The sequence below is a fragment of the Bradyrhizobium mercantei genome (assembly GCF_001982635.1).
Lineage (GTDB): Bacteria > Pseudomonadota > Alphaproteobacteria > Rhizobiales > Xanthobacteraceae > Bradyrhizobium > Bradyrhizobium mercantei.
The window spans coordinates 139,429-159,178 of record NZ_MKFI01000007.1 but is presented as its reverse complement, the minus strand read 5'-3'; the positions used below and the strand labels follow the sequence as shown (position 1 = coordinate 159,178).

General features: G+C 65.4%; 17 protein-coding genes. 4 read left to right on the top strand and 13 right to left on the bottom strand.

All coding sequences use genetic code 11. The features are described 5' to 3' along the window. Window positions 1-149: 149 nt before the first annotated feature. Window positions 150-605, top strand: a complete 456-nt coding sequence (locus BI327_RS30550) for an Lrp/AsnC family transcriptional regulator (protein ID WP_076864989.1) — start codon at window positions 150-152, stop codon at window positions 603-605. A gap of 190 nt (window positions 606-795) precedes the next feature. On the opposite strand, the gene BI327_RS30545 is transcribed toward BI327_RS30550, so the two are convergent. Together BI327_RS30545 and BI327_RS30540 are read right to left on the bottom strand one after the other, a co-directional pair. Continuing rightward, window positions 796-1,293 carry a hypothetical protein gene (locus BI327_RS30545; protein WP_076864988.1) on the bottom strand — a complete coding sequence of 166 codons (498 nt, stop codon included), beginning with the start codon at window positions 1,291-1,293 and terminating at the stop codon, window positions 796-798. Between the two features lie 72 nt (window positions 1,294-1,365). Then, the gene (locus BI327_RS30540; RefSeq protein WP_245334987.1) at window positions 1,366-1,725 is read right to left on the bottom strand and encodes a muconolactone Delta-isomerase family protein; all 360 of its coding nucleotides are present in this window, start codon (window positions 1,723-1,725) and stop codon (window positions 1,366-1,368) included. 183 nt (window positions 1,726-1,908) lie between these two features. Here BI327_RS30540 and BI327_RS30535 point away from each other — a divergent pair, with 183 nt between their 5' ends. Next, the gene (locus BI327_RS30535) at window positions 1,909-2,829 is read left to right on the top strand and encodes a LysR family transcriptional regulator (RefSeq protein WP_076864986.1); all 921 of its coding nucleotides are present in this window, start codon (window positions 1,909-1,911) and stop codon (window positions 2,827-2,829) included. Window positions 2,830-3,168: 339 nt separating this feature from the next. Here the strand turns inward: BI327_RS30535 and BI327_RS30530 are convergent, their stop codons facing one another. The 3 genes from BI327_RS30530 to BI327_RS30520 are packed head-to-tail and all read right to left on the bottom strand — an operon-like array spanning window position 3,169 to window position 6,419. Next, entirely contained in the window at window positions 3,169-3,966 is a 798-nt protein-coding gene (locus BI327_RS30530) for a fumarylacetoacetate hydrolase family protein (RefSeq protein ID WP_076864985.1), read from the bottom strand. Window positions 3,967-3,977: 11 nt separating this feature from the next. After that, entirely contained in the window at window positions 3,978-5,342 is a 1,365-nt protein-coding gene (locus tag BI327_RS30525) for an LLM class flavin-dependent oxidoreductase (protein ID WP_076864984.1), read from the bottom strand. A gap of 24 nt (window positions 5,343-5,366) precedes the next feature. Continuing rightward, a complete protein-coding gene (locus tag BI327_RS30520) occupies window positions 5,367-6,419 on the bottom strand; it encodes an Ldh family oxidoreductase (RefSeq protein ID WP_076864983.1) in 1,053 nt (350 codons plus the stop codon). 402 nt (window positions 6,420-6,821) lie between these two features. Between BI327_RS30520 and BI327_RS30515 the strand changes: the two genes are divergently transcribed. Then, the gene (locus BI327_RS30515; protein WP_076864982.1) at window positions 6,822-10,925 is read left to right on the top strand and encodes a bifunctional diguanylate cyclase/phosphodiesterase; all 4,104 of its coding nucleotides are present in this window, start codon (window positions 6,822-6,824) and stop codon (window positions 10,923-10,925) included. Here BI327_RS30515 and BI327_RS30510 read toward each other — a convergent pair. From BI327_RS30510 to BI327_RS30500, 3 genes are all read right to left on the bottom strand, one after another. Then, the gene (locus tag BI327_RS30510; protein WP_076864981.1) at window positions 10,899-11,240 is read right to left on the bottom strand and encodes a hypothetical protein; all 342 of its coding nucleotides are present in this window, start codon (window positions 11,238-11,240) and stop codon (window positions 10,899-10,901) included. The two genes, BI327_RS30515 and BI327_RS30510, sit on opposite strands and share 27 nt — an antisense overlap. Before the next feature lie 56 nt (window positions 11,241-11,296). Beyond that, complete coding sequence (locus tag BI327_RS30505; protein WP_076864980.1) at window positions 11,297-11,536, bottom strand: DUF2171 domain-containing protein; 240 nt, start codon at window positions 11,534-11,536, stop codon at window positions 11,297-11,299. A 69-nt stretch (window positions 11,537-11,605) separates the two neighbouring features. After that, window positions 11,606-12,043: a cupin domain-containing protein gene (locus BI327_RS30500; RefSeq protein ID WP_076865474.1), complete on the bottom strand. Its 438-nt coding sequence runs from the start codon at window positions 12,041-12,043 to the stop codon at window positions 11,606-11,608. A gap of 248 nt (window positions 12,044-12,291) precedes the next feature. Between BI327_RS30500 and BI327_RS30495 the strand changes: the two genes are divergently transcribed. Continuing rightward, on the top strand, window positions 12,292-12,891 hold the full coding sequence (locus BI327_RS30495) for a 3-keto-disaccharide hydrolase (protein WP_076864979.1): 600 nt from the start codon (window positions 12,292-12,294) through the stop codon (window positions 12,889-12,891). Window positions 12,892-12,951: 60 nt separating this feature from the next. On the opposite strand, the gene BI327_RS30490 is transcribed toward BI327_RS30495, so the two are convergent. The 5 genes from BI327_RS30490 to BI327_RS30470 form a co-directional block, all read right to left on the bottom strand. Beyond that, window positions 12,952-14,454, bottom strand: coding sequence for a hypothetical protein (locus tag BI327_RS30490; protein WP_245334986.1), 1,503 nt, complete (start codon window positions 14,452-14,454; stop codon window positions 12,952-12,954). A 93-nt stretch (window positions 14,455-14,547) separates the two neighbouring features. Then, the gene (locus BI327_RS30485; protein ID WP_076864977.1) at window positions 14,548-15,654 is read right to left on the bottom strand and encodes a glycoside hydrolase family 5 protein; all 1,107 of its coding nucleotides are present in this window, start codon (window positions 15,652-15,654) and stop codon (window positions 14,548-14,550) included. Window positions 15,655-15,719: 65 nt separating this feature from the next. Continuing rightward, window positions 15,720-18,035: an exopolysaccharide transport family protein gene (locus BI327_RS30480; RefSeq protein ID WP_076864976.1), complete on the bottom strand. Its 2,316-nt coding sequence runs from the start codon at window positions 18,033-18,035 to the stop codon at window positions 15,720-15,722. A gap of 153 nt (window positions 18,036-18,188) precedes the next feature. Further along, the gene (locus BI327_RS30475; protein WP_076864975.1) at window positions 18,189-18,941 is read right to left on the bottom strand and encodes a polysaccharide deacetylase family protein; all 753 of its coding nucleotides are present in this window, start codon (window positions 18,939-18,941) and stop codon (window positions 18,189-18,191) included. Further along, window positions 18,941-19,750: a class I SAM-dependent methyltransferase gene (locus BI327_RS30470; RefSeq protein WP_076865473.1), complete on the bottom strand. Its 810-nt coding sequence runs from the start codon at window positions 19,748-19,750 to the stop codon at window positions 18,941-18,943. The genes BI327_RS30475 and BI327_RS30470 overlap by 1 nt, the downstream gene beginning before the upstream one ends.

The following is a 19,750-nucleotide window of genomic DNA, read 5'->3' as shown; positions in this document are numbered from 1 at the left end:
CCCTCGGGGAATCGAAATGTCTGATGGGACAAGGCTATGCCTGCGGGCTTGGTAGGTCTTACCTATCTGTTCTCCCCACGCCTCATATTCGGTAGAATGTTGTAGCAGATGGGAAATTTTGGTAAAATCTACCAAAATGGAGCTTCGACATGGTTGAAGAGCAGGATGAAAAAATCCTCGCCGAACTGCAAAAGGACGGCCGTGCCACCAACCAGCAGCTGGCCGACACCGTCGGCATGTCGACCTCGGCGTGCTGGCGCCGGGTCCGCGCGCTGGAAGAGTCCGGCATCATCTCGGGCTATTCGGCGCTGGTGGCGCGCGAGCGTGCGGGCTTTGCGACCTCGGCGATCCTGCACGTCTCGCTCGAACGCCACGATGTGAAGTTCGTCGACGAGTTCGTCGCGCGGGTGATGCAGCGCCGCGAGGTGCTGGAATGCTTCGCGACCACCGGCGACGCCGACTATCATCTGCGCGTCGTCGTGCGCGACATGGACGCCTACAACAAATTCCTCGACGAGTTCATGTTCCGCATTCCCGGCATTCGCCACGTCCGCACCAATGTGATCCTGAAGGAGATCAAGACCGGCGTGGCGTTGCCGTTTTGATCGAGTGCGACATCATAACGGTGACGGAGCCGCGCGCTGCACTCCGAGCCCGTCACCCTGAGGAGGCCGCGAAGCGGCCGTCTCGAAGGGCGAGCGGCCACCAGCCGGGCCGTGCATCCTTCGAGGCTCGCCCAGCGGCGCAATCGCGCCGCAAGGCTCGCACCTCAGGATGACGGACAGGCTGTTGTATCTACGCTTCCGCCGCCTTCGCGCGCATCAGGATCATGAAAATCATCACATGACTGACCAGCAGCAGCGGCACGTAGAGCGCCGGAATATAGATGCCGGCGCCGAACAGGCCGGGATCCGCGTTCTTCGTCGCGCCCATGTAATAGGCGTTGAGAAGATCCAGCGTGCCCCAGATGTTGAAGAGCCAGACCAGCGGAATGGCGATCGGCCAGCGCCACGACAGGGCCGCCATCGCGAGCAGCGCGAGAACAGCAGCGGTCAGATCGCCCCAGCCGACCGCGCCGGCAAACACAGGGTTCACCTCCGGCGACACGAAGCCGGTGACCAGGAAGTTCATGCCGAGAAACCGGAAGGCATGGAAGGCCGCAAGCAGCCGGAGCGCCTCAGCGCGCGGCCAGGCGCGGAGCGCCGGCCAGACATAAATGGCGGCCACCACCGTACTGGTCAGAAATGCTCCGGCGACGCTGAGCAGGAATGGAATGTTGAGACTGATCGGCACAGCCGGCCTCCTCTGTTTGTCGATCCGGTGGCGAGGTCGAACCCGACGATCAGGTTCGACCTCGCAAGCCGTTCAGGGCTTGGCGACGAGCAGGCGCAGCGGCAGCAGCGGGCCGACCGCGATGTAGTCGTGGTCCATGATGTCGAGCTTGGACAGCGGCAGGCCCTCCATGATCGCGTGCGCCTCGGCGGTGTCCCTGGCGTCGAGCAGGAAGACGACGCCGCGCCCGTCGGACCGCGAATACCATTCGCGAAGCTTGCCATTGAGGTAGAGCTGCACGGTCTGGCGGATTTCGTCCGGCATCACGGCCATCACCTGTTCGCGGGTGACGCCCGGCTTGACGGTCAGGATGACCATCACGCCGGTGGTGATGGGGGAGGTGGCTTGAGCTTGTACTTGTGATTGGGCCTGGGCAGGGGAGGGAGCGGTCATGGTGGTTAAGCCTGTCAAAGTGAGGGTGAGGGCAAGGATTGCGTGACGGATTGCTTGCATCGGTCGCATGTCTCCGCTCACGACAGATGTCGTGATGTGGCGTGGAGCAGCGCGCGTGGCGCTGTTGCCTCCGATCTAGGGCGGCTTTCCGTGGGCGACTATTCGCGATAATGTTGACGGGCCATGAAGCAGAACTTCACAGTCCGGCAGGGCGCGCTCGACGGCGTGGAGGCGTTCCTCAGCGTCGCCCAGCACCGCAGCTTTCGCCGCGCGGCGACCGAGCTCGCCGTGACGCCGTCGGCGATCAGCCAGGCGGTGCGCGCGCTCGAGGCGCGCCTCGGCGCCGTGCTGTTCATCCGCACCACCCGCAGTGTCGGGCTGACCGAGGCCGGCGAGCGATTCCTGGCGCGCGCCAGGCCTGCGTTCGAGGAGCTGGTCGCCGCGAGCGGGGCCGCGCGCGAGCTCGGGCAGAAGCCGGCCGGGCTGTTGCGGCTCACCGTGCCGCGCTCGGTGGTGCCGATCCTGCTGGAGCCGCTGATCGCCTCGTTCTGCAAGGCCTATCCCGAGATCGAGGTCGAGCTCGCCGCCAGCGAGGAGCTGGTCGATCTCGCCGCCGGCGGTTTCGATGCCGGCATCCGGATGGGTCAGTTCATCAACCCGGACATGGTCGCGGTGCGCCTGACCAGGCCGTTCCCGTTCGCGATCGTCGGCAGCCCCGACTATCTCGCGCGCCGCGGCCGGCCGAAGCGTCCGGACGATTTGCGCGAACACGCCTGCCTGCGGCTGCGGCGATCGAACGGCGGGCTCGCGCCATGGTCGCTGAACGACAATGGCCGCTCGATCGAGCTGACTGTGTCGGGATCATTCATCGGCCATGATTTCCCGACGCTGGTCGGCGCGGCGCTCGAAGGCGTGGGCCTCGCGCAGGTGCCCGCACCGCTGATCACCGGCGCCGTGAAGGAGAAGAAGCTCGTCCGTGTGCTGGAGCCGTTCGCGACGACGACGCCCGGCGTGTTCCTCTACTATCCCGGCCACCGCCAGATCCTGCCGAAGCTGCGGGCGTTCATTGATCACGTGAAGAGCCGGCCGGGGGCCGGTCGGTGAGCCATCCGGTCTGCGCTGGATGTATGACCCCCCATGCCTCAACAAGTTCAGTGTCGTCCCTGCGAAAGCAGGGATCCATGAAAGATTGTTGGCGCGCGATGTCGGAACGACGAGTCCCTTCAGCAACCCAGGCCGCGGAGTATGGGTCCCTGCTTTCGCAGGGACGACGAATGGAGAGAATGCGACCGAGCCCCTATTTCCATTATCCTGAGGTGCGAGCCTTGCGGCGCACTGGCGCCGCTGGGCGAGCCGCGAAGGATGCGCGGCCGGGCTGGTGGCCGTCGATCCTTCGAGACGCGCGCGTTGCGCGCTCCTCAGGATGACGGGTCTGGCAAGCCCTTACACCTTCTCCCTCACGAACCTGTTGCGCAGCGTCCCGATGCCGGTGATGTCGATCTCCACCACGTCGCCGTCCTTCAGGTCGGGCGAGGCGCCGTCGGTGCCCATCCAGATCACGTCGCCGGGCGACAGCGTGAAGTATTTGCTCAGCTCGACGAGGAAGGGGACGATGCCGAAGATCATCTCGTTGGTGCGGAAGCGGCCGGTCTGCTTGCCGTTGACGCGGATCGCGGTCTCCATCCGGTCGAGATCGACATCGGTCTCGATCCACGGGCCCATCGGTTTGAAGGTGTCGGCGTTCTTGGATCGCCACAGCCCGCGATCGGCCTTCTGCCAGCTGCGTTCGGAGACGTCGTTGCCGATGGTGTAGCCGAACACGCAGTCCATCGCGTTGGCTTCGGTCAGATGCTTGGCCTTCTTGCCGATCACGACGACGAGCTCGCCCTCGTAATGGATCTTCTCGGTCGCGCTTGCCGGGATCACGACATCCTCGTCATGGGCGATCAGCGCGTTCTGCGCGCGGTAGCCGATCTCGGGCCGGTCAGGAACGTTCGGCACCGTGCCGGCCTTGTCGGCGGCTTCCTTGAGGTGCTTCAGATAGTTCAGCCCGACGCAGTAGAAGGTGCGCGGGACCAGCGGCAGCTCGATCTTGATGTCCTTCAGGGCATGGGTCTTCGACGTCTTGCTCCATTCACCGAATGGATCGCCGTTGACGGTCGTGACGGTGTCGCCCTCGACGAGGCCCCAAGAAGCAGTACCCGCCGTCGTGCCTGCAGCGGTGAATTTCAGCCAGCGCATGATGATCTCCTCTATTCCGCGGCCTGCGCGCGGGTCTTCCAGGCGCCCGCGGCGGGACGCTTCAGCCCGAGATTCTCGCGCAGCGTCATGCCGGCGTAGTCCTTGTGGAACAGGCCGCGCTTCTGCAACTCCGGCACCACATGGTCGACGAAGTCGGCATAGGAGCCCGGCACGTAGCTCGCCGCGACCACGAAACCATCGCAACCGCGATTGACAAACATTTCCTCCAGCCGGTCGGCGATCTCCTTGGGGCCGCCGACCATCGCGTCCTGCACCTGGCCGCGGCCGGAGAAGGTGATGAAGTCGCGGGTCGAGGGATTGGTCTTGCCGGAGGTGCGCAGCACGCCGTCGCGGATGCCGAGCATGCCTTGCATGCCCTGCAATTCTTCTGTCGTGAGCGGCTCGTCGATCCCCTTGGCGCCGAAATCGAAGTTGAGGCCCTCGGCGAGCAGCGACAGCGCGTCGATCTCGAGCGGCAGTTTCTGGATCACGGCCATGCGGTCCTCGGCCTCGGCCTTGGTCGCGCCGGTCACCGGCGTGATCAGGTTGCAGAGGAACATCTGGTCGGGATCGCGGCCGGCCTTGGCGGCCTCGCCGCGGATCGCGTCATAGCCCTGCTTGGCATTGGCCAGGTTGCGCGCCGCGGTGAAGATCACCTCGCCCCAGCGTCCGGCAAAGCGCTGGCCGCGGCCGGAGGCGCCGGCCTGGATCACGACGGGATGGCCCTGCGCCGAGCGCGGCACCGTGAACGGGCCGCGCGAGGTGAAGAATTGGCCCTTGTGATCGAGCCGCTTCACTTTCGTTGGATCAGCAAAGCGGCCGCTTGTCTTGTCGATGACGAGCGAGCCGTCTTCCCAGGCGTCCCAGTGGCCGAGCACCACCTCCATGAATTCGTCAGCGCGATCGTAGCGGTGATCGTGCTCGAGATGCTGCGCGCGGCCCATGTTGAGCGCTTCGCCGTCATTGACCGAGGTCACCACGTTCCAGGCGGCGCGGCCGCCCGTCATCAGGTCGAGCGTGGCGAAGCGGCGGGCGACGTCGAACGGCTCGAAATAGGTGGTGGACGCGGTCGAGGCGAGGCCGAGCCTGGTCGTGACCATGCCCATCGTGGTCAGCACCACGATCGGGTCCATCTTCACGCAGCGGATGCCGTATTCGACGGTGTGGGCGTGATCGTTGCCGTAGCGATCGGGCATTGCGAGGCGATCGTCGAAGAACGCCATGTGGAATTTGCCGCGCTCGAGGATGCGCGCGATCTCCTGGTAGTAGTCGGCCGACATCGAATCGTCGCGCGACTCCGGGTGGCGCCAGGAGCCCGGCAGGTTGGTGCAGTTCTGCGCCTGCAAAAAGCCAACCAGCGCCATTTGCCGTGTCATGTCGTTCTCCCGTGCTCGGATAGTTCAGCGAAGACCAAGCTCATCCGCGAGCTTGTAGTCGGCGGCGAGTGCCTTGAGCTTGTCCCAGGTCGCATCCTCGATCTCGATGCCGTTCTTGCGCCGCTCGACCTCGCGCAGATGCTCGACCTCGCCCGGATAGAACACGCCGCGGCTTCCTTCCGACGGCGGCGTCGATTTCAGATAGCGGGCGAAGTCGGCGACCTCCTTCCTGAAATCCTTGAGCGGGCGGAATGCGGCGACGTTGAACACCGCCATGAAGCAGCCGTCATTGTGCCGGCCGGTCGGCTCGACGCCGAAGCCGAGGCCGGTCAGGAGGCCGCACAGCACCTCGACCATCGCCGCAAGGCCCGAGCCCTTGTAGCCTTCGCTGCCGCCGAGCGGCAGCAGCGCGCCGCCCTTGCGGTAGTCTTTCGGGTCGGTGGTGTCGCGGCCTTCGGCGTCGATGATCCAGCCCTTCGGGATGCTCTCGCCGCGCGCCACCGCGAGCTGGATCTTGCCGGCGGCGACCGCCGAGGTCGCCATGTCCAAATAGAACGGCGCCTCGAGATCGGAGGGCACCGCGATCGAGAGTGGATTGGTGCCGAGCCGGGCTTCGCGGCCGCCGAACGGCGCGACATGTTTCGGCGAGCGGCCGGAATCGGCTGCCGCAATCCCGATCATGCCCTCGCGCATCGCCATCATCGGGTAATGCGCGAGACGCCCGACATGGCTCTGCCGGAACACGGTGCAGGCCGCGACATTGGCGGTCTTCGCCTTGTTGATGGTCATTTCCATCGCCTTGGCGTTGACGTGGAAGCCGAAGCCCCAATGGCCGTCGATCACGGTCGTGGTCGGCGTCTCCTGTACGATGGTCCATTTCGCGCCGGGCACGATATGGCCGGCCTTGATCCGGTCGATATAGGTCGGGATCGCGATCACGCCGTGGGAGTCGTGGCCGGCGAGGTTGGCGTTGACGCAGCCGGACGCGACGGCGCTCGCCTCCTCCTCCGATGCGCCGGCGCCTTTCAGGAGCGCCGCGCCGATGCGCGTGAGACGGTCGGCCTGGACGATCGGCATGGGATTTTCCTCGCGGTCTGCCCGCATGATGTGCGGGTCGTGCTTGTGGTTGTCGGGCTCATGCTCTCAAAGCGCCGGGGGGCGAGCAAGCGCAGAAAATCCGGTCCGCCATACCGCCAGCAGGGTGCTGGCAGCCATGATTTCACGGAGTGGAACGGGCGCGGTCGCGATGCGGAATTTGGCGGCTCCGGCGGCGCCGGCAGGGCGGCGACCGGCGCCTCATCGCCCTTCGCCTCAGCCTGACACACAAGGGTCCGTAATATCCCGGAAAACCGCTTCCCGTGTTCGTCAGCCGTTTACTTTGTCTCGCAACTTGCCGGATACGCTAACCACCATTTAGGCCTATCGCGGGCAATGTTCCGGCCCAGATTGAAGGGGGTGGCCCCGGGGCCTTCAGAGATCGTGCAGTCGAGCATCGGGCGTACATTCGCGGCGTTGAGCGCCACCAACGAAGCGATCCTGTACGCGAAATCACTGGAAGAATTGTACGGAAAGGTCTGCGAAGCCGCGTTCTCGAGCGGGAGCTTCCTGGCCGCGACCGTGTTCTTGCTGGAGCCTGATACCGGTCTGCTGAGATTCGCAGCCGGTTACGGCGACGACGTCGCGCGCCTGCGCAGCATCACGATTTCGGCCATCGCCAACACCCCCGAAGGCGACGGCGTTGCCGGACGGGCGTTCCGCGACAAGAGGGCCTGCGTCAGCAACGACTATGTCAACGATGCCCGCTCGGCGGCTTGGCGCCGTGGTGCCGCGGCGGCCGGCGTCGGCGCGGCCGCGGCCATGCCGCTGGTCTGCAACGGGCGCAGCGTCGGCGTTTTCATGGTGACGCGGCGCGAGATCAACTCGCTGGGCGAGGAGATGGTTTCGCTGCTGGAGCGCATGGCGGCCAACGTGTCCTTTGCGCTCGACAATTTCGATCATGAGGCTTCGCGCAAGAGCGGCGAGCGGGCGATGCGCCGGCTGAACCGCATGTTCGGCGCCATCAGCGCGACCAACGAGGCGATCCTCCGCGCCAAGACCGAGCACGATCTCTATCAGCGGGTCTGCGATGCCGCGGTGTTCAGCGGAAAATCCTTCGCCACGGTGGTGTTGCTGGCGGAGCCGGACACGCACTGGCTCGAACCCGTCGCCGGCACCGGCGAGGCGATCGAGTTGATCACCCAGACGCGCTTCTCGACCGATCCGGATAACGTCTACGGCAAGGGTATCTGTGGCGAGGCGTTCCGGTCGCAGCGGCCCTGCGTCGAGCACGACATTCCGATATCGACAAGCCAGCAGCAGACGCCGGTCCGCGGCAGCGGCATGATGGCCTGCGTCGCGCTGCCGCTCACCCGGTTCGGCAGGAGCATCGGCGTCCTGATCTTCTTCACCAGCAATTCCTGGGCGCGCGATGACGAGATCATCGCGCTGCTCGCGGGGATCGCCGAAAATGTGTCGGTCGCGCTGGACAATTTCGGCCGCGCCACCGAGAAAGCCAAGGCGGACGCCGAGCGCGAGCGGCTGTCGCGGATGTTCGCGGCGTTGAGCGCGACCAATGAGGCGATCATGCGCGCGCGGTCGCGGCTCGAGATGTTCGAGCTGGTTTGCGCGGCGGCGGCGCATGGCGGCGGGTTCAATTCCACCAGCATCCTGATCTCCAAGCCCGGCGACGACTTCCTGGAGATGATGGCGGTCGCGGGGCCGACCGCGACGAATGCGCGCCGTCTCAACGTCTCGCGCAGCGAGGCGCGGCCCGAGGGGCACGGCGTCTGCGGCCGGGCGTTCCGCTCCCGGCGCGCCTGCATCAACAACGATTTCCTGGGCGACGTCGCCAACAGCCCGTTCCGCGATGTCATCGACCGCGAGGATGCGCGATCCGGAGCGGCGTTTCCGCTGATCGTCGACGACGAGCCGGTCGGCGTGATGCTGTTCATCTCCGCCAAGCGCAACACCTTCTCGGCCGAATTCGCCGAGCTGTTGCAGCGGCTCGCCGACAACGTATCCTACGCGCTCGGAAGTTTCGATCGCGCCGACGAGAAGGCGCGCACCGAGGAGCAGAAGGAACGGCTGCGGCGGATGTTCGCGGCGCTGAGCGCGACCAATGAAGCGATCATGCGGGCGAAATCCCGCAGCGAGCTGTTCGATCTGGTCTGCGATGCCGCAGCCGTCGGCGGGCAATTCATCTCGGCAACGATCAGGCTGGTCCGCCCGGGCGAGGCCTTCCTGGAGAACGTCGCTGCCTCCGGGCCGGACCGGGTGCGAGCAAGGGAAGTCCAGTTGTCGGCCGATGCGACCCGTCCGGAGGGACAGACCCTGACCGGCGTTGCGATCCGCACCCGCAGACCCTGTATCAGCAACGATTATCTCAGCGACTTCGGTCCTGAATCGCATGTCTATCCGGTGGTCCGCGACAGCGGCAGCAAGTCCGGCGCGGCGCTGCCGCTACTGAAGAACGGCGAGGCGATCGGCGCGCTGGTGTTCCTCTCCAGCGAATTCGGCACCTTCAGCCCGGAGATGATGGCGCTGTTGCAGCGGCTCGCCGAGAACGTCTCGTTCGCACTCGCCAATTTCGACCGCGCCGACGAGAAGGCGCGGGCCGATGAGCAGAAAGAGCGGCTGTCGCGGATGTTCGCGGCGTTGAGCGCGACCAATGAGGCGATCATGCGGGCGAAGTCCCGCGCCGAATTGTATCAACTGGTCTGCGAGGCGGCAGCAACCGGTGGCAAGTTCACCTCGACCACGATCGCGCTCGCGCAGGGCGGAAGCGATTATCTGCGGATCGTCGCGATCGCGGGCCCGGCGGCGGAGGGCGCAAGCCAGGTGACGCTCTCGGTCAGCGAGGCGCATCCCGAGGGGCGCGGCGCCTGCGGCCGGGCGTTCCGCTCCGGCAAGGCGTGCATCATCAACGACTATTTTGCCGACAGCGAGACTGTCGCTTTCCATGAGCGGGCCCGCCTCGACGGGACGCAGTCCAGCGCCTCGTTCCCGCTGACCGTCAGCGGGCAGGTGGTCGGCGTTATGATCTTCGTCGCGATCGAGAAGGACACCTTCACGCCGGAGTTCACCGAGCTGCTGCAGCGGCTCGCCGACAATCTGGCCTTCGCGCTGGAGAGCTTCGATCGCGCCGACGAAAAGCACAAGGCCGATGAGCGGATCGAATATCTTGCCTCGCATGACAGCCTGACCAACCTGCCGAACCGCGAAACCTTCAACGAGATGCTGCGTCACGCGATCTCGGCGGCGGACCGCCATCGCCGTCAGCTCGCGGTGCTGTTCATCGATCTCGATCGTTTCAAGATCATCAACGACTCGCTCGGTCACGATGCCGGCGACATGCTGCTGGTGGCGATCGCCGAGCGGTTGCAGGGATCGTTGCGCGCGAGCGACGTGGTGGCGCGGCTCGGTGGCGACGAGTTCGTGGTCATCCTGGAGGAAACCGCTGACCGTGACGACGTCGAGCGCATCGCCGGCGATCTCCTGGTCTCGCTCAGCCAGCCGCTGCAGATCAGCGGACACGAGTGCCACACCACGGCGTCGATCGGGATCGCGATGTATCCCGCCGACGGCTCCGACGTGCAGACGCTGACCAAGAATGCCGACATGGCGATGTACCTCGCCAAGGAGGACGGCAAGAACGGCTTCCGATTCTTCTCCAACGAGGTCAGAGCGCAGTCGATCGAGCGCCTGACGATGGAGAGCGCGCTGCGCCGCGCGCTCGAACGCAACCAATTCTCGCTCGACTATCAGCCCAAGGTCGACATGGCGAGCGGGCAGATCAGCGGCGTCGAGGCGCTGCTGCGCTGGACCCATCCCGAGCTCGGCAAGGTGTCGCCGGGGCAGTTCATTCCGCTCGCCGAAGAGGTCGGCCTGATCGTGCCGATCGGCCGCTGGGTGCTGAAGGAAGCCTGCGCGCAGAACATGATTTGGCAGCGGCGCGGCCTCAAGGCGGTGACCATGGCGGTCAATCTCTCGCCGCGGCAATTCGGCGATCCGAATTTGCTCGACGACATCGACGAGGCGCTGGCGGCGAGCGGCATGTCGCCGGCGCTGCTGCAACTCGAGGTCACCGAAAGCATGGTGATGCGCAACGTGACGCGCGCGGTCCGCGTGCTCGATGCGATCCAGAATCGCGGCATTCGGCTCGCGATCGACGATTTCGGCACCGGCTATTCATCGATGTCGCTGATGAAGCAGTTTCCGATCGACACCATCAAGATCGATCGCTCCTTCGTGCGCGACCTGCCCAACGATTCCGAGGACGTGGCGATCGCACAGGCGATCATCAGCATGGGCAAGGCGCTCGGTATGACCATCGTCGCCGAAGGCGTCGAGACCTCCGAGCAGCAGGAGTTCCTGCGCGCGCATGCCTGCGACGAGATGCAGGGCTTCCTGTTCAGCCGGCCGCTGGCGCCGCGCGATCTCGCCGAGCTGTTGAAGATGTCGACGTCGCCCTCGTTGCAGCCGTCGCTTGACGACGCGATCGGCGATGCGGAGCCGGATCTAGGGCGGAAACGCGCTGTCGTCTGACGGTTGCACGGGCAGGTCGCGGACGTCGGAATCGGTCGAGGCGACCTTGCGCGAGAAATCATAGGGCCAGGGCAGCAGGTCCTGGCCGGCCAGCGTCTGCCGCAACACGCGCGCACCATCGGCAAAGCTCGCGCCGGCGGGCAGCCGGAGCTTGTGGCCGCACACGGACGGCAGCGGCTCGGCAGCGTCGCGCATCTCGAATGCCGGTCCCCACCACCACGCCGGCGCCGGCGGCCGCTCCGGCTCGGGGATGGCACGCCATCGCGCGAACTCGTCGGCGATCCGGGCAAATTGCAGCTTGGCGGCAGGATGCATCGAAAGCCCTTCCTCAGGGCCCGATGATAGCATCGCACCGACCTTGCGCAACGCGGCTATTGGCGGCCGTGCTGCCAATGCGCCGTGACGTCGGAGCCCGACTTGTTGAGGTGCACGTGCTGGTCGACATGGTCGACCCAGGACAGCGGAATGAAATGATGATGCTGGCCGTCGGGCGAGCTTTGCTTGGTCAGCTTGATCTTGTCGGTGCCTTCCATGTGGTCGACCTTGCCGACCGTCTTCTTGTCGGACGAGATCACATCCATACGTTCCCGAATGTCGGCGGCTTTCGCCATGCGCTATCTCCTCGTCAGGATGAGGAGGTGAAACGCCGCGTGGATACGAAGGTTGCTGTCGGCTTCCTGCTAATTCTGTTCCACCTCGGTTGCGGTGGCCGGGCCTTCGCCCATGATCAGCAGCACGGCGTCCTCGTCCTTGGCGCCGTCCCAATGCACCTGCTTGCCGAAATGGGTGACGAAGCTTCCGGCCGGCATCGCCACGGTGCCGTGATCGGGATCGAATTTCGGACCGGAGCCGACCCACCAGGTACCCTTCAGCACGACGATATAGCGGTCGTTAGGATGGAAGTGCGGACGGCTGAAGTGATTGCGCTTGGTCCATTTGGTGTAGACCATGTAGAAGCCGGGCTTCGAGGGATCGCCGACCACGACGGCATTCTGCGCGCCGCGCGCGTCGACCGGGCTCCAGGGGATCTGGTCCGGCAGCTTGTAGGTGACGGCGGCGGGGTTGAGCTCGGCCGCGGAGCTGATGCTCAGCATGCCGGCAAAAGCCAAGGGCATCATCAGGTATCGCCAGGGTCGGATGGACGCCGTCATCATCGGTGCACTCCCATTATTCGGGCGACTGCTGCGCCCGTATGTCGCACGAAGCTAATCGCCCTCGCTTCCGTCCGACAAGACGTGCCCGCGCATGTCTGACCTCAAGATTGCGACAACGGTTCGTGACACAACGCAGTTGCAATATGAAAAAGCGTTTACGCCGCCGCAGACGATGATAGGTTGCGCGCCAACCAAAAGACGGGAGGATAACCTTGAAGAAGCATCTGTCGATACTGGCGGCGGGACTCGTGATCGGTGCGGCCGCGCTGCAATTCTCCACCACCGCGTCGGGGGACGACGGCTGGGTCACGCTGCTCGACAGCTCCAAGAAGGGCGACTGGGACGAGGTCGGCAAGGCCAATTGGGCCATGAAGGACGGCGCGCTGGTCGCCGACAAGCTCGACGGCAAGGATCTCTCCTATCTCGTCAGCAAGACCCAATACAAGGATTTCCAGATCAGGGCGGAGTTCTGGACCGATGAGGAAGCCAACAGCGGCATCTTCATCCGCTGCGAAGGCAACAAGGTGATCGACTCCAAGGTCTGCTACGAGGTCAATATCTTCGACAAGCGGCCCGACCCGACCTACGGCACCGGCGCGATCGTCGACGTCGGCAAGGTCGATCCGATGCCGAAGGCGGCCGGCAAATGGAACGTCTATGAGATCACCGCACACGGGCCGCATTTCGTCGTGACGCTGAACGGCCAGAAGACCGTCGACGCCCAGGACTCCAAGCACGCCAGCGGCTACATCGCGCTCCAATATGGCTCGGGCGTGGTCAAGTTCCGCAAGGTGCAGATCAAGGCGCTCTGACGACGCTAGGCGGGCGGAGCCCGGTCGCGAGGCGGCCGGGCCCGTTCTCTCGGTGATGCGCTATCGATTGGCCGCCGCCGGATCGTCGCCTTGCGTCCGCAAATGATGGCCGAGCACGAGCCCGGTCAGGCACAGCAACAGCCCGAGTGCCGGCGGCGCGAACAGCGCCTCTTCCTGGAAGATGCCGTTCACCAGCACCACCATCGTGCCGAACGCGGCGAGTCCCTGCGTGAGAATTCCCGAGGAGGCGTAGAGGCGCCAGGCCTTCAGCGCCATCGCCAGGAAGAAGCCGAGCGGCACCAACGCGCCGATCCCCATCTGGTAGAGCAGCACGCCGACGGCGCTCTCGACCGCGCCGTCCATGGTGCCGGCCGCCTGCGCGGCGTTCCAGTCGATCGAGAAGTAACCATCGGACAGGTTGCCGCCGACGCCGAGACCGCGGCCGATCGGGTTCTGCCGGAAGCCATCCCAGCCGCCCATGAAGCCGATCACGTGAAAATCGCCGATCTGGAGGCCGATATATATCGCCGCGATGGCGTACAGCACGAGACCGACCAGCGCGACGGCAAGGGTGATGGTGGCGCCGAGCAGCCGGGTTGCGGTCCAGGCCAGGGCCACGAAGATCACCAGGATGAGCGCGCCCTTGACGCTGCAGCAGATCAAGAGCGGGATCGCGGCCAGCGCCAGCCAGCGCCAACCGACCGCGAACAGGAACAGGATGGAGAAGGCGATCCCGTAACCGAAGCTGATCGGGCTCATGTTCGGTCCGAAGATGCGCATCATCGACGAAAGGCCGAGGTCCTCGAACAACGGGCTGTTGAGAAAGCTGAAGCGGAAGCGGTCGATCAGATCCACCGGCACGCGTCCGGTTTGGCGCATCTCGGCTTCCCAGGCGCCGGAGCGGCTCGCCTTGAGCTCGTCGAAGTGCCAGAACGTGTAGCCATTGGTGATATCGAGCCAGAAGTCGCGGAACAGCAGTTCGACATACCCGCAGACGATCAGCAGGGCAGCCACCGTCACCAGGAACGGCGTGACGCGGATCTCGAAGGTGGCGGCGGTCAGCAGCGACAGCTGAAACAGAAACAGCGGCAGCGCGATGTTGCGCAGATAGACCAGCGCCGCATGCGAGTCCTGCGTGGCGCCGAGCAGGAAATACGCCGTCACGGTTGCGAGGGTGACCAGCCCCCATTTCATGATCCGGTCGATCTCGGCAGAGTGCTTGCGCTCGTGCAGCAGATACAGCGCCAGCGTGACCAGCCACATGACGGCGCAAACGAGGAAGTTATAGCCCTTGACGAAATCCATCTCCTGCTCGGTCGTCATGTAGGACGACAGGATCGAGACGAAGAGATTCTGGAAGAAGATGATGAAGATCGCGATCGACGGTGCATAGGCTGGCGCCGCGAGCACGATGGCGCAGCCGATCAGGCTTTCGACGACGATCGCAAGCCCCGCATTGGCCGCCTGCATGATCGGTGCGAATGCGATCGATGCCACGGCGATGCCGAGCGCGGGAACGAGATCGCCGGCCAACAGCGGCCGCGGGGCTATGTCTGCTCGCACAGGCTCTGACCTAAATGACCGGACGCGTGGGCGTCCCGCGCCCGCATCGTCGATCTAGCCGCGCATTGTGTAAAAACCGGTTAACCAGATCGGCTAGCGCGTTCCGAGCAGCGCCCGCAGCGCCTCGCGGTCGGGCTTGCCGGTGACCGCATCGGCCAGGCCGAAACCCTGCGACATTTCCCAATGTGTCCAGCCCCAGCATTGTTGCCGGGCATAGGCCGTGACGCCGGCGAGCCAGCGCAACCGGCTGTCGCGCGGGGCGCCGGCCTTCAGCACCCCGAATTCGTTGATGATGATCGGATGCGAATATTGCCGCTGCCAGGCGGCGGCCGGCTCGAGCCATTGGTCGATGCCGCGGTCGGGGATGGCGCGGTCGACCATCGCCAGCGTCTTTGGCTTGCCGAGCGCCGTGAGCTGCTCGCGCAACTGCTGAACCCTGGGATCGTCGGCGCGGATCGGGTAGGGCAATCCGCTGACGTCGTGCAGCGGCTCATTCGGATCCCAATGGGCCTGATGCGTGAACACCATCGGGTCGTAGAAGTGGATGGCATAGACGACATTCGGATCGTCGAGCGGGGTGAAGTCCGGCAGCGAGTCCGCGCGCTGCCAGTTGACCGGGCCCGTGATCAGCGTGGTTTGCGGCAGCAGACCGCGAATGAAGCCGGCGAGCTCCCGGACCTCGTTCTGCCATTGCGCGGCATCGACGTCAGGCTCGTTCAGGAGCTCGGCAAAGACGCGATCGTAAGGATGGCGCTGCATGACCCGCGCGAGCCCGGTCCAGGCGCTCTTCATCTCGGCCATCGCGCCGGGCGGATCGTCCTTGTGCAGCGCGTTGAAGCGCTCGCCCGAATGCAGGTCGATCGACACCGAATAACCGAGCTCGAGCAGGGTCTTCAGCGCGGCATCGACGCTGCGCAGGCGGCCGTCGATCTCCGCCTTCGCGGCGAAGCGCGGCATGACGAAGTCGGCCGGCACCGGCAGGCGGATATGGCTGAGGCCTGCCTTGCGCAGTTCGCGCAGCAGGCTGCGCGGCGGCGCCGACCTGGGGTCTGCGATCCAGCCGTCGGCATTGACGCCCTGTGACAGCGCCTTGAGCCGATCCGGCGGAACGCCTTCGATCAAGGCGGGGCAGGCCCGTGCGGTGACCGACAGCAGGACGGACGCGGCGGCGAAGATGACTGCGATCGATAGCCGGGCCATGAGACGATCAATTCGTAATCGCGGTTGCAGCCGCGGGGTGGGATGCGGCGCGGCTGGCGCGCCGCTCACGCATACTGCTTGTCGTGCTGCTGGCTCGCGGACTGCAGTTCGTTGATCACGACGCCGGCGAGCTTGCGTTCTGCGCCGCCGAGTGCGGTGATGATGTCTTCCATCGACGCGTTGATGTCGCGATCCGCCGGCAGCGCCGCGATCAGCCCGTCGGCCATGTCGAACAGCCGCCGTTCATCGGAACCCCACGGCAGCGGCGGCCCGTCCAGGATGACGAGGTCATGGCTTCCGGCCAAGCGCGCCTGCGCGATCGCCTTCTGGATCGCCTCACTGGCCCTGGCGGGATTGCCCTTGATCGCCGGCAGGATGGCAATGCCGTTTGCGGTGTTGATGGCGCGAGACGCCTTGCTGCCGATGGTGAGCCAGTCGAGCCGGCTCGGCTTGCTCTGGACCGGATGCGCGACCCTGTCGGTCAGGGCGTGGTCGGCAGCGTCCGCGTCGATCAGCAGGGCGCGGGCGCCATCGCGCACGGCGACCAGCGCGATGTTGAGCGCGACCATGCTGCGGTCGGCATCGTCTGCCGTGCCGATCACCGCCAGCACGGGGACGGCTTTGGGGGCAGCCCCGGTCGCCAGCGCCGCATGGATCTGCCGCACGGTGTTGGAGAACGGCCCGAGCGCGGAACCGGTGCGCAGCGTCGGCCAGCCGAACCGGGTGACGTCGGCGGGATTGTCGCCGCTCAGGATTCCGCCCAGCGTGCGCATGACGTCGGATTCCCTGAGCTCGGCGATCAACGGCTTCTCGATCACGGGATTGTCGATGACAATAGCGGCGGGCTGTATCGCGGGCGCGGCCTGCACGGGCGGCTTTGGCTTGGCGATCACGGCCTGCCGTTCCGGCGCGGCGGCATCCTGTTTCGGCTCGACCTTGGGACGGATCGGGCCGGCACCGGGCGCGAGCTGGCTGGCGGCAACGATCCAGGCCGCGGCGGCGAGGGCGCCGAACATGAAGCCGATCATCGCGAGCAGGCTCATCGCCGGCGGGAAGGTGCGCTGCTGCGGAATCGTCGCATCGCCGATCACGCGCGCGCTCGAGGTGTTGAGGCTCTCCTGCTCCTCGGTCTCGCGCGAGCGCTTGAGGAACGATTGATAGACGTCGCGGCTGGCATCGACCTCGCGCTCGAGCTCGCGCAGCCGAACCGAGGCCTGGCTCATCTGCACGCTCTGGTGCTTCTGAACGTCGAGCGCCTTGTTGAGCGACGCTTCGTAGTCGCGGGCGCGGGTCAGATCGTTCTTCGCGGATACCGCAAAGCGGTCGATCTCTTCCTTGATGGTGCGGCGCAGGTCCTCGACCTGCTGGTCGACCTGGCGCAGCGCCGGATGCCGCGGCCCGAGCTCACCCTGCAATTCGGCCTGCCGCTTCTTGGCGTCGGCATATTGCGAACGCAGATTGGCGATGGTCGGCGATTGCAGCGCTTCGGGGATCGCGCCCGGATCCATCGATCCGCGCCGGCTGGCCTCGATCTGGTCATACTTGGCCTGGGCATCGAGCGTCAGCGCGCGTGCCGCGGCGAGCCGCTGGTTGCCGACCGAGAGCTGCTGATCGGTGAGCAGATTGTCCTGCGAGCCGACGAAATTGTTCTGCGCCTTGTAGGTCGCGAGCGCCTCTTCGGCGTTGCGCAGCCGCTGCTGCAGCTCCTTCAGCCGGCCGGACAGGTCGCGGGTGGCGCGCCGCGCGGCCTCGGCCTGCGACTGCTTGGATTCGGTGAGGTAGGCCTTGGCGATCGCGTTGGCGAGCATCGCGGCCTTGACCGGGTCGTGCGACCAGACGTCGATGTCGACGATGAAGGTGCGATCGGTCTTCTTGACGTTGATGTGGCGGTTCAGCGTATCGAGCGTGTTCATCTCGATCTGCTGTTGCTGCTCCGCCGTCGTCCGCGGCTCGATCCCGAACAGGCCGAGCAGCGAGGCGAGCAGGCCGCGACTCGCGGCACCGCCGCCGAACTCGGGATCCCTGACGAGGTTGGTGTCGCGGATCACCTGCAGCAGCACGTTGTTGGACGTTATCAGGCGCGACTGGCTCTCGACCACCATCGAGAGGCCGGAGACGTCCTGGGCGCGCGGGGTCAGCTCGCGTTCGACGAGCTGCAGCTCGCGCGGGTCGACATAGAGCTGGGCGCCGGCGGTGTATTTCGGTGTCAGGCTCTTGCCGATCGCGACTGCGATGCAGGTGCAGAGCAGCGCGGCCGACAGGATCGCGACCTTGCGCTCCCACAACAGCCGGATCAGCTCGAGCACGTTGAAGCCGGCCGGGATCGCGGCCCGGCGCGGCTCCGGCTTGGCCCGGTTGATCGGCTGGTCATAGCTAAGCATCGACCCCAGCTTCCGTCTGAATGGCCGCACGCATCGGCTGAGGAGTACTGTTTCGGGCCACGCAACGCGCACGAGAGGACGCGGAAAAAACGCAACACGAAAAATTAACCATACTCATTCGCCGACTATTCACCAGAAAGGCAAACAAAGCGTTTAAGCGCGGGCGCATCGGAACGCCTCCGCCATGGTCAGGACAGGGACATTGCGCCGCGCCGCCGCTTCCAGCGCGTAGGTCATCAGGTCCGGCGTGCAGCCATAGAGGCTCGGCTCGTCGGCGACGTCGTGGCTGTAGAAAATTAACCAGCCGTTCACGTTTGCCGCCTCGGTGAAGGCCACATCGATCCGCTCGCGAGACATCTGGCGGTCGATCAGCGGCATGGCACGGAGGAATTGCAGGTCGACCTCGCCGCTGTTGACGCCCGGCACGATGCTGCGGCAGGTGCGGAATTCGGACTTCAACTGGTGCTTCCGCGCGTAGGAGCCGTAGCCGAACGGATAGGCGAAGGTCTCGACCGGCATGGTCGGGTCGAGTGAATGGAAATAGGTGCGGTTGCGCGCGATCTCCGCGGCGAGCGACGTCTCGTCGAGATCGCAGGCGCGGCGGTGCGAGAAGGTGTGGCAGCCGACCTCATGGCCGCGGCGATGCAGCGAGACGACGTCGTCGGAGTTTCCGGTGACCCAGTCGGGCGCGTCGAGCCCAACCAGCCCGCCCGAGACGTAGAACGTGCCGCGGGCGCCGTAGGATTCGAGAATGTCGGCGCCGAACGTCGCCGCGCTCTTCGGCAGATCGTCAAAGGTGAAGGTCACCATCGGCGCGGCATTGTTCAGGCGGAAACGCTCGACCTGCACATGCATCGCCAGCCGGTGGCTGACCTTGACCCGCGCTTCCGACCACAATGCGTTCATTAGCCAAGCTTTCGCAGGATCACATGATAGTCGCCGTGCCGGACGTCGATCTTGCCCGGCAACACTGCATTCATCGCCTTCGCTGCCGCGTCGATGATCGCGGCGAGCAACGGCTTGCGCCGGCGCATCTCGGGATAGCGCGGGCTCTCGTATTTCTTCCGGTAGATGACCTGTAGTCCGCGGCCGGCCACGAATGCCTCGAGCTTGTCGAGGCTAACGAGCGGATGGAAATGGGTCGGGAACGGCGCCTCGCCGGGCAGCCCCGCGTTCTTTTCGCCGCGCACATGACGGTAGAACCAGACGTGGAACCAGTGCGGAGAATACTTCGTGACGATGCCCGACAGCGATTTCGGGTTCGGCGCGCCGATCAGCAGCAGCCCGTTCGGCTTCAACGCCTCGCAGAATCGGCGCAGCACGGCGTCCACATCAGGGATGTGCTCGATCACGTTGTAGCAGATGATCAAATCGAAACGCTGCGGCGGGCGATAGGTCTGGATGTCGCCGAGAATCGCTTCCTGCGCATAGCTGTTGTTGCGGATCTGGTCGGGGTCGATGTCAACGACGGTCACATGCGCACGGCGCAGCACGCCGAGCGGCAGATAGCTGGTCGAGCCGCCGCCGGCCTCGTAGATCGCGAGCGGGCCGGCCGGCAGCCGGGCGTCGAGGATGCTATGCACCGTGAGCAGGCTCTGCTTGGCCTCGCCGGGCGGCAAGGCGAGTAGGGAATCCGGATGAATTTCAGCAGGGATAGGCATCGAGAGTTCGGCGATCGGGGCGGGACGCGTAGCGAGCGCAAGGGACTTGGGCAT

What these genes read in the sequence shown, in the direction of transcription:
- BI327_RS30550 (WP_076864989.1), top strand. Translation starts at nt 150, where the DNA reads ATGGTTGAAGAGCAGGATGAAAAAATCCTCGCCGAACTGCAAAAGGAC.
- BI327_RS30540 (WP_245334987.1), bottom strand. Translation starts at nt 1,725, where the DNA reads ATGACCGCTCCCTCCCCTGCCCAGGCCCAATCACAAGTACAAGCTCAA.
- BI327_RS30535 (WP_076864986.1), top strand. Translation starts at nt 1,909, where the DNA reads ATGAAGCAGAACTTCACAGTCCGGCAGGGCGCGCTCGACGGCGTGGAG.
- BI327_RS30530 (WP_076864985.1), bottom strand. Translation starts at nt 3,966, where the DNA reads ATGCGCTGGCTGAAATTCACCGCTGCAGGCACGACGGCGGGTACTGCT.
- BI327_RS30525 (WP_076864984.1), bottom strand. Translation starts at nt 5,342, where the DNA reads ATGACACGGCAAATGGCGCTGGTTGGCTTTTTGCAGGCGCAGAACTGC.
- BI327_RS30520 (WP_076864983.1), bottom strand. Translation starts at nt 6,419, where the DNA reads ATGCCGATCGTCCAGGCCGACCGTCTCACGCGCATCGGCGCGGCGCTC.
- BI327_RS30510 (WP_076864981.1), bottom strand. Translation starts at nt 11,240, where the DNA reads ATGCATCCTGCCGCCAAGCTGCAATTTGCCCGGATCGCCGACGAGTTC.
- BI327_RS30505 (WP_076864980.1), bottom strand. Translation starts at nt 11,536, where the DNA reads ATGGCGAAAGCCGCCGACATTCGGGAACGTATGGATGTGATCTCGTCC.
- BI327_RS30500 (WP_076865474.1), bottom strand. Translation starts at nt 12,043, where the DNA reads ATGATGCCCTTGGCTTTTGCCGGCATGCTGAGCATCAGCTCCGCGGCC.
- BI327_RS30485 (WP_076864977.1), bottom strand. Translation starts at nt 15,654, where the DNA reads ATGGCCCGGCTATCGATCGCAGTCATCTTCGCCGCCGCGTCCGTCCTG.
- BI327_RS30480 (WP_076864976.1), bottom strand. Translation starts at nt 18,035, where the DNA reads ATGCTTAGCTATGACCAGCCGATCAACCGGGCCAAGCCGGAGCCGCGC.
- BI327_RS30475 (WP_076864975.1), bottom strand. Translation starts at nt 18,941, where the DNA reads ATGAACGCATTGTGGTCGGAAGCGCGGGTCAAGGTCAGCCACCGGCTG.
- BI327_RS30470 (WP_076865473.1), bottom strand. Translation starts at nt 19,750, where the DNA reads ATGCCCAAGTCCCTTGCGCTCGCTACGCGTCCCGCCCCGATCGCCGAA.